This window comes from Nostoc sp. ChiVER01, assembly GCF_034531155.1.
GTDB lineage: Bacteria > Cyanobacteriota > Cyanobacteriia > Cyanobacteriales > Nostocaceae > Nostoc.
In genome coordinates this window covers 198,063-212,757 of record NZ_JAVRBS010000008.1, presented here as the reverse complement: position 1 = coordinate 212,757, position 14,695 = coordinate 198,063, and the positions used below count along the sequence as shown (strand labels likewise).

Annotated in this window: 14 protein-coding genes and 1 pseudogene; 11 read left to right on the top strand and 4 right to left on the bottom strand. The window is 43.4% G+C overall.

The genetic code is table 11. From position 1 onward, the window contains the following. Window positions 1-70: 70 nt before the first annotated feature. Window positions 71-445: a hypothetical protein gene (locus RMY00_RS13510; protein ID WP_322648036.1), complete on the bottom strand. Its 375-nt coding sequence runs from the start codon at window positions 443-445 to the stop codon at window positions 71-73. A gap of 144 nt (window positions 446-589) precedes the next feature. Between RMY00_RS13510 and RMY00_RS13505 the strand changes: the two genes are divergently transcribed. The 3 genes and pseudogenes from RMY00_RS13505 (at window position 590) to clpB (ending at window position 4,338) form a co-directional block, all read left to right on the top strand. Continuing rightward, entirely contained in the window at window positions 590-976 is a 387-nt protein-coding gene (locus RMY00_RS13505) for a DUF433 domain-containing protein (RefSeq protein WP_322648035.1), read from the top strand. Next, window positions 973-1,369 (top strand): annotated as a pseudogene (locus RMY00_RS13500) (ACP S-malonyltransferase). The gene RMY00_RS13505 and the pseudogene RMY00_RS13500 overlap by 4 nt, the downstream one beginning before the upstream one ends. Window positions 1,370-1,719: 350 nt before the next feature. Beyond that, window positions 1,720-4,338, top strand: a complete 2,619-nt coding sequence (gene clpB, locus RMY00_RS13495) for an ATP-dependent chaperone ClpB (RefSeq protein WP_322648034.1) — start codon at window positions 1,720-1,722, stop codon at window positions 4,336-4,338. A gap of 250 nt (window positions 4,339-4,588) precedes the next feature. Here clpB and RMY00_RS13490 read toward each other — a convergent pair whose 3' ends face one another. Then, window positions 4,589-5,155 (bottom strand): SRPBCC family protein, encoded by a 567-nt coding sequence (locus RMY00_RS13490; RefSeq protein WP_322648033.1) that lies wholly within the window; start codon window positions 5,153-5,155, stop codon window positions 4,589-4,591. Window positions 5,156-5,577: 422 nt separating this feature from the next. Between RMY00_RS13490 and RMY00_RS13485 the strand changes: the two genes are divergently transcribed. The 4 genes from RMY00_RS13485 (at window position 5,578) to lpxD (ending at window position 8,860) form a co-directional block, all read left to right on the top strand. Further along, entirely contained in the window at window positions 5,578-5,772 is a 195-nt protein-coding gene (locus RMY00_RS13485; protein WP_322648032.1) for a hypothetical protein, read from the top strand. A 241-nt stretch (window positions 5,773-6,013) separates the two neighbouring features. Then, window positions 6,014-6,175, top strand: a complete 162-nt coding sequence (rd, locus tag RMY00_RS13480) for a rubredoxin (protein ID WP_322648031.1) — start codon at window positions 6,014-6,016, stop codon at window positions 6,173-6,175. Window positions 6,176-6,227: 52 nt separating this feature from the next. After that, window positions 6,228-7,460: an NAD(P)/FAD-dependent oxidoreductase gene (locus RMY00_RS13475; protein ID WP_322648030.1), complete on the top strand. Its 1,233-nt coding sequence runs from the start codon at window positions 6,228-6,230 to the stop codon at window positions 7,458-7,460. 347 nt (window positions 7,461-7,807) lie between these two features. After that, window positions 7,808-8,860 carry a UDP-3-O-(3-hydroxymyristoyl)glucosamine N-acyltransferase gene (gene lpxD, locus RMY00_RS13470; RefSeq protein WP_322648029.1) on the top strand — a complete coding sequence of 351 codons (1,053 nt, stop codon included), beginning with the start codon at window positions 7,808-7,810 and terminating at the stop codon, window positions 8,858-8,860. A 24-nt stretch (window positions 8,861-8,884) separates the two neighbouring features. On the opposite strand, the gene RMY00_RS13465 is transcribed toward lpxD, so the two are convergent. Next, complete coding sequence (locus RMY00_RS13465; protein ID WP_322648028.1) at window positions 8,885-9,097, bottom strand: ATP-binding protein; 213 nt, start codon at window positions 9,095-9,097, stop codon at window positions 8,885-8,887. A 321-nt stretch (window positions 9,098-9,418) separates the two neighbouring features. Here RMY00_RS13465 and RMY00_RS13460 point away from each other — a divergent pair, with 321 nt between their 5' ends. Both RMY00_RS13460 and RMY00_RS13455 read left to right on the top strand, forming a co-directional pair. Continuing rightward, entirely contained in the window at window positions 9,419-9,616 is a 198-nt protein-coding gene (locus RMY00_RS13460) for a hypothetical protein (RefSeq protein WP_322648027.1), read from the top strand. Between the two features lie 20 nt (window positions 9,617-9,636). Then, on the top strand, window positions 9,637-11,292 hold the full coding sequence (locus RMY00_RS13455) for a PRC-barrel domain-containing protein (RefSeq protein ID WP_322648026.1): 1,656 nt from the start codon (window positions 9,637-9,639) through the stop codon (window positions 11,290-11,292). A gap of 297 nt (window positions 11,293-11,589) precedes the next feature. Here the strand turns inward: RMY00_RS13455 and RMY00_RS13450 are convergent, their stop codons facing one another. Continuing rightward, window positions 11,590-12,495 (bottom strand): CoB--CoM heterodisulfide reductase iron-sulfur subunit B family protein, encoded by a 906-nt coding sequence (locus tag RMY00_RS13450; protein WP_322648025.1) that lies wholly within the window; start codon window positions 12,493-12,495, stop codon window positions 11,590-11,592. A 422-nt stretch (window positions 12,496-12,917) separates the two neighbouring features. Between RMY00_RS13450 and acpP the strand changes: the two genes are divergently transcribed. Next, a complete protein-coding gene (gene acpP, locus RMY00_RS13445; protein ID WP_322648024.1) occupies window positions 12,918-13,172 on the top strand; it encodes an acyl carrier protein in 255 nt (84 codons plus the stop codon). 261 nt (window positions 13,173-13,433) lie between these two features. Next, window positions 13,434-14,684, top strand: a complete 1,251-nt coding sequence (fabF, locus tag RMY00_RS13440; RefSeq protein WP_322648023.1) for a beta-ketoacyl-ACP synthase II — start codon at window positions 13,434-13,436, stop codon at window positions 14,682-14,684. The last annotated feature ends 11 nt before the right edge of the window (window positions 14,685-14,695 follow it).

The following is a 14,695-nucleotide window of genomic DNA, read 5'->3' as shown; positions in this document are numbered from 1 at the left end:
GGGCATTGGGTATTAGTTATTCGACTCTTGCTCCCTCTGCCTCCCCTGTTCCTCATCCCCCACTCTCCAGCTAAGATGTCACTAAATCGCCGTTACGGGTAAACTTGTGGCAATGCAACTCATTATCTTGCTGAACACATAGCGAAAACCATCTAATATGGCTCCAGCAGGTGTTGATGTTGTTGGTAATTTTGCGCTTTTTCTTGGAAAGGCGTTGTCTTACGACTTCATTAGGGCAAAGAATTTCTAACGTACCCGTACCATCTTCGTAATTGACGATGCGAAATAGACAGTCTTGCAACATGGCACGGCTACTGCTGTCGAAGAACCGCTTAAATCGTTGTAGCTTTTCCCCTTCAGTCATTTGGCTGATGGGTTTTATTTTCAAGAAATCTTCATCCTCAAAATCAAAGTCATCATTTTCAAAGTCGTAGGGGTCAATCATTTTCAGCATCCACTAGGCGACCTGGGATTATGGTAACTCTGTGTGGAGGCAAGAGGAGAATGTTGGAAGCAACGTAGAAGAACTTTAAATCAATTCGATAAATGACTAAGGTAAGATATGAAAAGCTTTTGAGAGGCAAGGGGTATGACTTCAGCATCTAATCAAAAAGCAATGATCACTCGCACAGAAAGAGGACTGACGATCGCAGGCACGCGCATTACTCTATACGATGTGATGGACTATGTGACACAGCAATATCCGCCAAAGTTCATTCGTGCCATGCTTCACTTGACGGATGAGCAAGTTAATGCTGCTCTGTCTTACATTGAGACATATCGTCAAGAGGTTGAAGCAGAGTATAAACTCGTTCTCAAGGAAGCCGAAGAGCTGCGGCAGTACTACGAAGAACAGAATCGTGAGTTGGTTGAGAAAATTGCCAAAATGCCGCCACCACCAGGACGAGAAGCAGCTTGGGAAAAACTTCAGGCGCAGAAAGCCAGACTTAGAGCCAAACTTGAACCCCAGACATGATTTTTCTTGTTGATCATAATCTTGAGGGACACGCACTGCTTTTGTCAGGCAGTATCACAAATCAAGGTTGGCAAGATTTGTTTTCAATCCGCTTTGTTCTTCTCGAACAGATGTCACTATCAGTTAATAGCAGTGACAGAGTTGTGTGGAGATTTGCTCAAAGCTTATCAAATGCTCCTACTCACTGCGAATCGCAGAATGAAAGGAGAGGATTCTTTAGAGCAAGTATTGCAGGAAGAAAACACGCCGACTTCGTTTCCGGTTGTCACAATTGGAGATGCTAATCGAGTTTTGAATGACCCTGACTACCGGGATCTCTGTGTTAATCGCCTACTTGAAATTGTACTTTACATTGAGAATTACATGGGGACACGTCGAATTTTTATTCTGTAAGTTGCTCTGTTTGTTAGGCAATGAACAAAAATTGCAGATGGGAAATCACAACTACGGGAAAATACGACTTTTACAAGACGTGAACACCGATCTAGGCGATCGCTCTGCTCTTCATACAATATCTATTAACAACAGAAATTTTATTTACTTGGTGTTCTGGTGCTAGCCTGCAACAAGCCCTCCGAGTGACGCTCCTAACGTCGCTAATACTGCGCTAACAGCAGTTGCTCATGGGGGAAACCCCCAGACGCTCGCGGACTGGCTAACGCTGCGCTATCGCCCTTGGCGTCTCCCCTTGGGAGAAGACCGCGCTGCTTCACCACTGCGCCTTTACTTTCCTGAAAAAGCCTATGCAACCTACTAATCCTAACCAATTTACAGAAAAAGCCTGGGAAGCGATCGCCCATACCCCAGATATTGTTAAACAATATCAACAACAGCAAATTGAAAGTGAACACCTGATGAAAGCGCTGCTAGAACAAGATGGTCTAGCAACTGGGATTCTCACTAAAGCGGGTGTTAATCTTCAAAAACTGCGCGATCGCACTGAACAATTTTTTCAACGTCAGCCGAAAGTATCTGGTACTAGCAGTTCTGTCTACTTAGGACGCAGCTTGGATACACTTCTAGATCGAGCAGACGGATATCGTAAAGAGTTTCAAGACGAATATATTTCAATTGAACACTTATTACTGGCTTACGCTAAAGATGACCGCTTTGGCAAAGCTTTATTCCAAGAGTTTGGTTTAGACGAAGGCAAACTCAAAAATATTATTAAACAAATTCGGGGGAGCCAAAAAGTGACCGACCAAAATCCAGAAGGCAAATATGAAGCACTGGAAAAATACGGGCGTGACCTTACAGAAGCTGCGCGTAAAGGTCAACTCGATCCAGTGATTGGGCGAGATGATGAGATTCGTCGGACTGTGCAAATTCTCTCTCGCCGTACTAAGAATAACCCTGTGCTAATTGGTGAACCAGGTGTTGGTAAAACTGCGATCGCCGAAGGATTAGCACAACGTATTATTGCAGGTGATGTTCCCCAATCCCTTAAAGACCGCAAGCTAATCGCTTTAGATATGGGTGCTTTGATTGCAGGGGCAAAATTCCGGGGTGAATTTGAAGAACGCCTGAAAGCAGTATTAAAAGAAGTTACTGAATCTGGTGGCAATATTGTTTTATTTATTGATGAAATTCACACCGTTGTTGGCGCTGGTGCAACCCAAGGCGCGATGGATGCGGGTAACTTATTAAAACCAATGTTGGCGCGGGGCGAACTGCGCTGTATTGGGGCGACAACTCTAGATGAATACCGCAAATATATTGAAAAAGATGCGGCATTAGAAAGACGTTTCCAGCAAGTTTATGTCGATCAGCCTAGTGTAGAAGATAGTATTTCGATTCTGCGCGGGTTGAGAGAACGTTATGAAAACCACCACGGGGTGAAAATTTCTGATAGTGCTTTAGTTGCAGCAGCCGTATTGTCGAGTCGTTATATTAGCGATCGCTTCCTCCCTGATAAAGCTATTGACTTGGTAGACGAAGCCGCCGCGAGATTAAAAATGGAGATTACCTCCAAACCTGAAGAACTCGACGAAATTGATCGCAAGATTCTGCAATTGGAAATGGAGAAGTTATCGCTGCAAAAGGAAAGCGATGCTGCTTCTCGTGAACGTCTAGGAAGATTGGAAAAAGAAATTGCCGATCTTAAAGAAGAACAAAAAACGCTGAATACTCAATGGCAGTCTGAAAAAGATATCATTGACAAAATTCAGTCCGTTAAGAAAGAGATTGAACGGGTTAACTTAGAGATTCAGCAAGCAGAACGCGACTACGACCTTAACCGTGCTGCGGAGTTGAAATATGGCAATTTAACCAGTTTGCACCGTCAATTGGAAACAGTAGAATCTGAATTGGCAAGCGCCCAAAGAAGCGGTAAATCACTATTACGGGAAGAAGTCACAGAAGGTGATATTGCCGAAATTATTTCTAAATGGACAGGAATTCCCATCAGCAAGTTAGTGGAATCTGAGAAAGAAAAACTGCTGCATTTAGAAGATGAACTACACCGTCGGGTGGTTGGACAAGAAGAAGCAGTCACAGCTGTAGCCGATGCAATTCAGCGATCGCGGGCTGGATTGGCTGATCCCAATCGTCCCATTGCTAGTTTTATTTTCCTTGGGCCTACAGGTGTGGGTAAAACCGAGTTGGCGAAGGCGCTGGCGGCGTATATGTTCGATAGCGAAGACGCGCTGGTGCGAATCGATATGTCGGAGTATATGGAGAAACACGCCGTCTCTCGTTTAATCGGTGCGCCTCCAGGATACGTAGGTTACGAAGAAGGCGGACAACTTACAGAAGCGATTCGTCGCCGTCCTTATTCAGTGATTCTTTTCGATGAAATCGAGAAAGCACACCCCGATGTATTTAATATCTTCTTGCAAATTCTTGATGATGGTCGCGTCACTGATGCCCAAGGTCATAAGGTAGACTTCAAAAACGCTATTATCATCATGACTAGCAACATCGGTTCGCAGTACATTCTTGATGTCGCCGGAGATAACACCCACTACGACGAAATGCGCCGTAGAGTCATGGAAGCAATGCGAAATAGTTTCCGTCCAGAGTTTCTCAACCGACTTGACGAAATCATCATCTTCCACGGTTTAGATAAGAAAGAATTGCGCCATATTGTGCTATTGCAAGTGGAAAGATTGCGGCAAAGATTGAGCGATCGCAAAATATCCCTCAAGCTCTCGGATGCTGCACTTGACTTTTTAGCCGAAGTAGGGTATGACCCAGTTTATGGGGCACGTCCACTGAAGCGAGCGATTCAGCGAGAGTTAGAAACTCAAATCGCTAAAGCCATCTTGCGCGGTGAATTTACCGATGGCAACACCATCTTTGTAGATGTGCAAAATGAGCGTCTTTCCTTTAGTCGCTTACCTGCTGAGGTATTTACCAGCTAATTGAGAAAGAGGCAGGGACAAGGGGACAAGGGGACAAGGGGACAAGAGGTGAGAACTTGAAACAAGTCTTTTCCCTTATCCCCAAGTCCTCTTGTCTATGCCCCGTTTCCCGTTGCCTGTTCGTTAAAGATCATCTCACGCTAAAACGCCAAGTCAAGCAAGAGCGTCTTGGCGTTTTTTTGTGAAACATTCGTAGGGTAATAATTACGAATTACGGATTACGTAGCTTGCTTCTCGCCCTTGGCGAGTATTACGAATTATTTTGACCCTTACAAAGTACTTGTCGCATTTTACGCATATTTGCAGGCAACTCAAAATTCATTGCTTGTTGAATGAAAATTGATGGAATTGGAATCAGAGGTGTAGCTTGCACAGTATAAGCAAGCAACGTCCCATTACCGCAATCTTTTAGTTCTAAATGAGCGTTAAAATCCTCAAAAGTCCCTTTTTCCATGCGAAATTGGACTTGTTGCCCCAGCACTTCTACAACGTTGAGGTAAATTTCGACTTGAGCTGTGAAAAAGAAAAAGGCTTTTTGTGCTGCTTGATATAGGCGTTTGACTTCCCCTTTGTGTAATATCTCGCTTTTAGTGATATCAGGAAAATATTGCACCCACCGAGGATAATCAGTTAATTGTTGCCAGACTTGCGATCGCACCATCGGCACATACATCCAGGCTGTCACTGCGCCACCCCAGGTTTTGTGCGATCGTGTTTCTATTAAAATTTCACCCTGTACCAGCAACTTTTGCTTGTCTTGATTCCAAGCCATATCTGAACCTGCAATAATTGAGTCTGAGATATGAGACGCAGACATAATGATTTTAGTTACTCCTCAACTCATCCACCTAAATGGAGTTGAAACTACAAGCATAAAACTTGATTTAGATTCCAACTCACTAAATTTTAGTTCCAGTGTAATGCCTATTCTTTCCAGAAACGGCAATTTTTTGGTTATTATTTCAGTTATATTACTGGAAAAACTGTAGTTATTATCACAATTAACACAATTAATATTTAAGTAAAGTTTATAACAAGGATATTTATAAATTAAAAACTTAAGTTTTTAACAGCTAGAATGGCACAAATACGACCGAATATCAAGTATTTTACCCCAACGTTTGGATAGTATATCTCTATTTTTACGTGTTATTTCTGATGAAACTGCAACTTCATCGTAATTTCATATTTTATTATCAATATCAAGTGTAATCTCTGTTGAGTTGAGAGGAAAATTAGGTGAGCCAATCTTCTTTAAATCGTCGATTAATCCAGATTTTTGGTATCCTTTTAGGCATCAGTGTAGCCGTTTGGGTACTGAGAGGTTTTGGTATTCTCACTTTTATTCCAGGTGGAATAATTTTGCTACTGCTACTAGGGGCGATCGCGATCGCGATTATCAGTTACGTTCAAAGAACTTGGTGGCGTTTTTAGTCATTTGTCATTGGTCATTGGTCATTTGTATAAGATACAAGAGTTTTTGGTAAATACCGCGCCACTCCTGGGCAAAAAAACTAATGATATCGAACTGATTTAAACCATGTCCCAAGGATGCCCGTAGCTCTGCTATTGGGTAGTGTGGTTTCTTTTGGACTGATGACTAAGCCTATTTTGACTAACTACCAGAAGTATTTAATACTGAAGCAATGCCAACAATTTACTAAGGGAAAGGAATATGGCAAAGTATATATGTACTGTTTGCGCTTATGAATATGACCCAGAAGTAGGCGATCCAGATAGCGATATAGCGCCAGGGACAGCCTTTGAAGATATACCAGATGATTGGGTATGTCCGACTTGCGGGGCCACCAAAGATCAATTTGAAGTAGTTGAATAGTGAAGATAACCGCTAGCCTAGTAGAGTACGTGCTATTGAGAAATTTTAGAACTTGCTACCGTTACGAATCGTAGTTATTGGGGGTGGGGCAGCAGGATTTTTTGGTGCGATCGCTTGTGCTAAAGCCAATCCTGATGCCCAAGTTACTTTACTTGAAGCCAGTCGCCAACCCCTAGCGAAAGTGTTAATTTCTGGTGGCGGACGCTGCAACGTTACTCACGCTTGCTTTTTGCCTGAAGAGTTGGTGCAAAATTACCCCAGAGGTGCAAAAGCTTTGCGGGGTGCTTTGACTCGGTTTGGGCCTCAAGACACAGTAGCTTGGTTTGCTGCTGCTGGAGTCTATCTAAAAACTGAAGCCGATGGCCGGATGTTTCCTGTCACCAACACTTCAGAAACCATTGTGGAATGTCTGATTAGAGCGGTGGCGACATCTGGGGTAAAACTCCGTATCGGTACACACGTAACTTCAGTGACCGCAGCAGATGGCGGGTTTGATATCCTTCTGAAATCGGGAGAGCAGATTAAATGCGATCGCCTACTTCTTGCGACCGGCAGTAGCCTTATCGGTTATAAAATTGTCAAAGAGTTAGGTCATCAAATAGAACCGCCAGCACCCTCTTTATTTACCTTCAATATTGCTGATCTTCAATTACAAGCTCTAGCTGGAGTTAGCGTTAACCCTGTGCAATTGCGGTTATCTGGGGATAGAAAATCCCAATTACAACAAACTGGCCCATTGCTAATTACTCACTGGGGTTTGAGTGGTCCCGCAGTTCTGAAGCTTTCTGCTTGGGGTGCAAGAGTTCTGCATGAAAAACGCTATCAAGCCACATTATTGATTAATTGGCTGCCTGATTTGCACCAAGAACAAGTGCGAGAAAAAATTTTAGCAGTTAAGGATGAATGGGGAAAGAAAGCGATCGCATTGCATCGCGGCGTCGATCTACCCCATCGTCTGTGGCAATATATCATTGCCCGTGCAGGCATTACCACAGAAGACCGTTGGGCAGAAATATCTAGTAAAACCTTAAATAAACTGGTGCAAGAACTGACTCAGGGGCAATACTTAATTAACGGCAAAGGAGCCTTTAAAGAAGAATTTGTTACCTGTGGCGGTGTCAACCTTAAAGAAGTCAACTTTAAGACGATGGAAAGTAGGTTAGTTCCTGGTCTTTATTTTGCCGGAGAAATCTTAGATATTGATGGCGTTACCGGTGGGTTTAACTTCCAAAGTGCTTGGACAACCGGGTATTTAGCAGGCATAGCAATGGCAACTAGCGACTAGTTCCGCTTAGGGAGGAGCGAAGAGGCAGGGGGCAGGGGGAAATGACCATGCGTGTCAACTTAATGTAAAACTTATGTCACACCAGGAACTGAAGTTCCTTGCTAATAGCTTAAGTCTTCTTTTAATGACTAAATAATCTGAAAAATCTTTAGTCTACTTCAGTAGACTTGGGCTATTAGCCCTGAAATTTATTTCTGGGCGAGCGTGGAAGTCAACAAGCGATTTCTAGCTTAAGTTGACACCTGGGAAATGACTCCATCAAGAACTACTGCAAAATAATTACTAATTCGTAATCCGTAATGGGAAAATTGTCTTGCCTTTGTAGATAATTTTGAATACACCCAACAATGAAATTCAGCGAAATTCTCCGCCAATTTGGTAATGCCGCTACCAATCATAGCCTGACGAGCAACCCAGACCATGACCCAGAAATTACCGGAGTAGCAGCTATTGATGAAGCTACCACTGGTAGTCTCAGCTACGTGGAAGGGGCAAAATTTGGGTCTTTTGTTGCTAAGACCAATGCTAGTGCTTTAATTTTGCCTCAAGACGAAAAATTACAGGTGCTTGCACAGGAGAGCGGTATTGTCTGGCTAGCAACCCCAGATCCGCGACTGTTGTTTGCCAAAGCGATCGCACTTTTTTACCAACCATATCGCCCTATCCCAGAAATTCATCCCACTGCTGTGATTCACTCTACGGCAAAAGTTGGGAATGATGTTTACATTGGCCCCCATGCTGTGATTCAACAAGGGGTGGAAATTGGCGATGGCGCAATTATCCATCCTAATGTGGTGATTTATCCAGATGCCAAAATAGGCGATCGCACCACCTTACACGCTAACTGTACCATCCACGAACGCACCCACATTGGTGCAGATTGTGTGATTCACAGTGGTGCTGTCATCGGCGCAGAAGGCTTTGGTTTTGTTCCTACCCGGACTGGTTGGTTAAAAATGGAACAATCCGGCTATACAGTTTTAGAAGATGGCGTGGAAGTTGGCTGCAATAGTGCAATTGACCGCCCAGCTGTTGGAGAAACACGGGTCGGTCGCAATACAGTAATTGATAACTTAGTGCAAATAGGTCACGGTTGCCAAATCGGTTCTGGCTGTGCGATCGCAGGTCAGGTTGGCATGGCGGGAGGTGTTAAACTGGGAAATCGCGTTATTTTAGCTGGACAAACAGGAATAGCCAATCAAGTAAAGATTGGAGATGGGGCAATGACATCTGCTCAAACTGGAATTCACAGCGATGTTGCATCAGGAGAAGTTATCTGCGGATCTCCAGCCATTCCTTACAAACTATATCTCAAGGTATGTGCTGTTTATAGTCGCCTGCCAGATATGTATCAATCGCTAAAGCAATTGCAACGTAAATCTAAAAATAGCAATGATTAATCAATAAAATTTGGGAATGGGAATTCACAATTCCCTACCAAAGGGTTTTGTAAATTCTAAATAGGAATGGCGATCGCAAATTGCGTCACCGACTCCAGACTCCACAACAAGTTGACCACCGTGTTTTTCTACCACAATTTGACGAGCGATCGCTAATCCTAATCCTGTACCTTTACCAACTCCTTTAGTTGTAAATAAATAGTCAGCAAAAATTAATGACTCTATAAGATTTAACATCAGGAGAAGAACCAATTTTTACTAGTTCAGTTCCTAACCGGATTTCTATAATTCATAAAACATATTAACCAAAGTTATCATTAGACTATTACAATTTAAATATTATTAAAGATATAAATAAAAATATATTTATTTTTCAAAAAAGTTTGGCTAATAGATAGCAAATACATGTACTTTTAGAAACATCTTTTTGAAGAGTAAACTGGTAAATACCATATTCCGAAAGGTATATATGTACGGATAACTAATAATGATATAAATAAAGATGCATGATTTTTATAGCAAGGTTCACGATAAAAAACAAGAAATAAGAGGTAAAAAATGCCCAGGCTTGTAGGACAGCGCTCTAATACTGGAGCAAACATCACCGTTCTCATCACCCTTGTCGCTATCTTTGGGATATTTCTCGAATACTTTGGCGTTATTGATATTGTCCCTGGTTTTGGCAGAGAGGGACGGTATTTTCAGCTAAAAATTCAGCCAACTAACGAACAAGTTACCGGACAACCGAATAAATAAAACCTATAAGGAATAGATAAATGCGTAAAGGTAGTGATGTTATCGATAAAGTAGTCGTCACATACGACAATGGTAAGAAAATTGAGCGAATTATAGATTTAATTTTTGATCAAAAACATAATCAACTTTTGGGTTTCCTGGTTGAAGAAAAGGGACTATTTCGGGATGCTAAAGTCATTCCATTGGAAGAAGTGCAAGCGATCGGGTTAGATGCGCTCGTCGTTAAATCGAAAAAATCTGTTGTTAAGGCACATCGTGTACCTGCAATTAAAGAGATTCTGCACCAGAATATGATCCTAAAAGGAACGAGAATTCTAACCACTGAGGGACTCGACCTTGGTGGATTAGTTGATTTGTTCTTCGATGAACACAGTGGACTGGTGGAAGGATACGAAGTTTCTGGCGGTGTATTTGCAGATGCTTATTCTGGGCGATCGTTCGTTCCCGCTCCCGAAACGCTGACAATTGGTTACGATGTTGCCTTTGTGCCTCCACAAACTGCTCAGATGATGGAAGAACAGGTCGGTGGTATCCGGGGAGCCGTCCAAGCAACTGAAGAGAGCTTGCAAGAATCGGCCCAAATGGCTAACCGCAGACTACAAAAAGCCAGCCAGTCAGCAGGTGAGCATATACAAAACTCAGTAGAGAATGTAAACCGCAGGTTACAGTCAGTAAGCGATAATGCAGGTGAGCAACTGCAAGCTGCAACTGATGTAACTAGCAGCAAACTACAAGACCTCAATCGAGATGCATTTGCCTCCCTGACAAACAATCTGGTTGACCCTGCGGAGCAAAAAATATACGTGATTGGCAAGCATGTTGAGTGGGATGTGCTAACTCCAGACGGTAATGTACTACTACTACAGGGGCAAGAAGTCACACTAGTTGACGCAGAAGCTGCCGATCGCATGAGTATCCTCGATGAACTCTATCGAGCTACGGGTGGCAGTTTGACTGCAAACATTAGCCGCAATTTGAAAGCAGCAACAGAATCTACTGGTAATCAAATTCAGAGCGCAACTCATAGCGTTGCTGCCAACTTGCGTCAATCGGTTGATGGGCTAACAGAATATGTGGCGATCCAGCAGGCAAAAGGGCGTAGAGTCTTGCAAACAGTGCGTGCTGACGATGGCTTAATTATTGCAGCATCTGGGCAAATTGTAACTGAATCCGTCCTTGCTCGTGCCCAAACTTACCGTAAAGAAGCAGAATTACTAAATGCTGCTGGTCTGGCTGTGGTAAGTGCAGTTAGTTCTAGCGCAAGTGACACATGGTTAGAAACCAAAGTTCAACTGCGCGATCAAGCAAGCGTTGCCCAAAAGAACCTCAACACTTTCTGGCAAGCTTTGAAAGATCAGGCAGAAAAGTTACAAGGACGCAGCACACGGGCGCTGAAGAAGCAACGAATTGAACAAGCACTGGGTCGTCCAGTTACCCGCGTCATTCTCGATCCACAAGACAATGTGATTTTGAATGTGGGTGAATTAATTACGCATCGCGCTGTCCGTCAGGCTGAAGAAAGTGGAGTCTTGAATATCTTAGTGAGTTCGGTCTATATTAAAGAGCCAGAAATATCCGATCAAGAACTGCGGGCCTCAGAACATGGAATGGCGGCTCTGGCGCATCACACTAATGGGCGATCGCAAATTGAAGTCAAATCAATCTCAGTCAATTAATCCTCGCATTTAACACTATCGTTTACATCCCCCTAAATCCCCCGATAAATTGGGGGACTTTGTTTGATTCCGGTTCCCCCCTTTTTAGCTACGGTGTAGACACAAGTCTGAAATAGCTTACTCATCTGGGTTTAAGCGTTATTTTTACCCCACCCTAACCCTCCCTGATATATTGGGGAGGGAACTAGATTTTCTGTTTCCCCCCTTGGAAAAGGGGGATTAAGGGGGGATCTATCTAACAGTATTTAAAGTCACAGTAAAATACTTTTCAAACAGGCTCTAAGGTATATCTACATACTAAAATCCTAATTTATCTAGCACTGGCTTGGTAGAAACAACGTGGCGTTCTAAACCCAGTTCTTTTGGACTAACCCCAAGTGCCAAAGCAATCAACTGGGGTAAATGCAACACTGGTAAACCTAACTTTTGCTCAATCACCTTTTCCACCTCTGGCTGACGCGAATCTAAATTCAAGTGGCACAAAGGACAAGGTGTAACTATACAGTCAGCACCAGATGTCAAAGCATCCTGAATATGCATCCCCGCCATCTTGAAAGATTGGGTAGTGGCATAACTAGCAAGGGGCCAACCACAACATTGTGTCCGGCCTCGGTAATAAATTGGTGTCGCACCCACCGCCCGAAACATATTTTCCATCGCTTCCGGTTTGAACGGGTCATCATAGGGCATGGACTTTTGGGCGCGGAGAAGATAACAGCCATAAAAAGCCGCACATTTTAATCCAGTTAACTTCCGGGTGACACGTTTAGTAATTTCCTCTAAACCGTAATCTGTTACCAAGGCGTAAAGAAGATGTTTAACATCGGTAGTGCCGCGATAAGGCGAACAGCCTTCTTTATTCAGCAAGCCATTAACTTGTTGAATGTAAGCAGGGTCATTTGTTTGGCATTCTTTCAGGTGTTCGTTCACATGACCGATAACACCTTGACAAGTGCTGCAATGGGTAAGTAAGGGCAAATTTAATTCTTCTGCTAGGGCAATATTTCTGGCGTTGACTGTATCTTCTAGCAGTTTAGAATCTTCTTTAAATGTGCCAGAACCGCAGCAAGCAGCTTTTTTAAGTTCAACCAGTTCAATACCCAGTGCTTGGGTAAGTGCTTGAGTTGACTGGTAAAGTTCCCGACAGGCTCCTTGGGCAACACAACCGGGGAAGTAAGCATATTTAAGTGTCTGAGATAGCATAGAGGTATGTTTGGGTTAGAGCGATCGCTCTAAAACAATAACTGTTTTATTATTCCTTGTTAGCACTTAAGCTAGGTATGTTTGACGTTCAGTGTCTCTTTAACCGTCTAGGTTCAAAGCCTCAGCGTCTATATATTTTGATTGCTAGCAAGGCTGTAAATACTGACCGAGACATTGTAAAAAAAGTTAGTAATAATTGGACAACCGAAACATTTACATCCTGTTGGCAATGGCATAGTCCGCTCCTATACCCAATTCTAAGAAAACTTACCCGCTTATTTTGAAGAAAAGGAAGGATTTTCTAACAGAAAAATCCTTGGTAGTATACGGGCGATCGCGCTTGACGATAAGATGTATATGCTCAAAACAATGTTTCCCGTAAAGAGCAGAACCTAGCAACTGGTTAAGGACTTTTATTATTTATGAGCCAAACGGAAATTTTTGATAAGGTCAAGGATATCGTCGCCGAGCAACTGAGTGTTGAAGATAAGACCAAAATCACTCCCCAGTCCAAATTTATGGAGGATCTCAACGCTGATTCCCTGGATACCGTTGAACTGGTGATGGCCTTGGAAGAAGAATTTGATATTGAAATTCCCGACGAAGCTGCCGAGCAGATTTTAACGGTTCAAGACGCAGTAGATTACATCAATAACAAAGTTGCCGCATCAGCTTAAAACTTGTTTTGAGTCTTTGAAGTTTAGATGGCAATGCCATGCCCCCTCTGGGTATCTAGGCAAAAACCACTGCTTTGACTTTTCACTGAGTGCTGAGAGATGCGATTAACCCTTGTCTGTACAGAGTTTAGGAATTAGAGTTTTCGGAGGCAAAAGTTTGGAGTTCTCTTCATCTTTAGGCGCTTCCAAAACTCAGAACTCAGGACTAGAAACTCAGTACTATTTAATGCCTGCTGCTTTTTCGCCACCTTTAACTGAATCATGACAGATTATACACGTAAACGCGTTGTTGTAACTGGTGTTGGCGCGATTACACCTATCGGTAACACAGCAACAGAATTTTGGGATGGATTATTGAGTGGACGTAATGGCATTGACCGCATCACATTTTTTGATGCGTCTCGCCATGATTGCCGCATTGCTGGTGAAGTAAAAAACTTCGATCCACATGATTACTTGGAGCGCAAAGAGGCCAAGCGCATGGATCGATTTGCCCAATTTGGGGTTTCGGCAGCAAAACAGGCTCTAGCTAACGCGCAGTTAGTTATTAATGAACTGAATGCAGAACAGGTAGGTGTCATGATCGGTTCTGGCGTTGGTGGCATTAAGGTATTAGAAGACCAGCAAACTATCTACCTCAACCGTGGGCCCGATCGCTGTAGTCCATTCATGATACCGATGATGATCGCCAATATGGCAGCAGGATTAACGGCAATTCACACGGGTGCTAAAGGGCCAAATTCCTGCCCAGTAACTGCCTGCGCTGCTGGCTCTAACGCTGTAGGCGATGCTTTTCGCTTAATTCAAGGGGGATATGCCCAGGCGATGATTTGCGGCGGAACAGAGTCTGCTGTGACACCATTATCGATGGCTGGGTTTGCCGCTTGCAAAGCCCTCTCTTTTCGCAATGACGATCCGGCTCATGCTTGCCGTCCGTTTGATCGCGATCGCGATGGATTTGTCTTGGGTGAAGGTTCAGGAATTTTAATTCTCGAAGAACTGCAACACGCTCTCAGTCGCGGCGCTCACATTTATGCCGAAATGATCGGCTATGGTATGACCTGTGACGCTTACCATATCACTTCCCCCGTCCCTGGTGGACTTGGAGCCGCTAGAGCAATCGAACTAGCGCTCAAAGATGCCAACATAACTCCCGAACAGATTAGCTATATTAATGCTCACGGCACTAGTACCCCAGCTAATGATTCAACTGAAACCTCAGCAATCAAAAAAGCTTTGGGAGAACATGCCTATAAGGTGGCAATTAGCTCCACCAAATCTATGACAGGTCATTTATTGGGCGGTTCTGGAGGTATTGAAGCAGTCGCAACAGTGCTGGCGATCGCTAATGACCAAATTCCACCGACAATCAATCTGGAAAATCCCGATCCAGAGTGTGACTTAGATTACGTGCCTAACTATAGCCGCGCTCAAAAAGTTGAGGTAGCAATATCCAATTCTTTTGGGTTTGGCGGTCATAATGTCACACTGGCCTTTAAGAAATACGTTTAAAAGAAGTCAGG

Bases quoted from the DNA above. Each gene is read 5' to 3' on its own strand.
- RMY00_RS13510 (WP_322648036.1), bottom strand. From the start codon at position 445: ATGATTGACCCCTACGACTTTGAAAATGATGACTTTGATTTTGAGGAT.
- RMY00_RS13505 (WP_322648035.1), top strand. From the start codon at position 590: ATGACTTCAGCATCTAATCAAAAAGCAATGATCACTCGCACAGAAAGA.
- clpB (WP_322648034.1), top strand. From the start codon at position 1,720: ATGCAACCTACTAATCCTAACCAATTTACAGAAAAAGCCTGGGAAGCG.
- RMY00_RS13490 (WP_322648033.1), bottom strand. From the start codon at position 5,155: ATGTCTGCGTCTCATATCTCAGACTCAATTATTGCAGGTTCAGATATG.
- rd (WP_322648031.1), top strand. From the start codon at position 6,014: ATGGCAAAGTATATATGTACTGTTTGCGCTTATGAATATGACCCAGAA.
- lpxD (WP_322648029.1), top strand. From the start codon at position 7,808: ATGAAATTCAGCGAAATTCTCCGCCAATTTGGTAATGCCGCTACCAAT.
- RMY00_RS13465 (WP_322648028.1), bottom strand. From the start codon at position 9,097: ATGTTAAATCTTATAGAGTCATTAATTTTTGCTGACTATTTATTTACA.
- RMY00_RS13460 (WP_322648027.1), top strand. From the start codon at position 9,419: ATGCCCAGGCTTGTAGGACAGCGCTCTAATACTGGAGCAAACATCACC.
- RMY00_RS13455 (WP_322648026.1), top strand. From the start codon at position 9,637: ATGCGTAAAGGTAGTGATGTTATCGATAAAGTAGTCGTCACATACGAC.
- RMY00_RS13450 (WP_322648025.1), bottom strand. From the start codon at position 12,495: ATGCTATCTCAGACACTTAAATATGCTTACTTCCCCGGTTGTGTTGCC.
- acpP (WP_322648024.1), top strand. From the start codon at position 12,918: ATGAGCCAAACGGAAATTTTTGATAAGGTCAAGGATATCGTCGCCGAG.
- fabF (WP_322648023.1), top strand. From the start codon at position 13,434: ATGACAGATTATACACGTAAACGCGTTGTTGTAACTGGTGTTGGCGCG.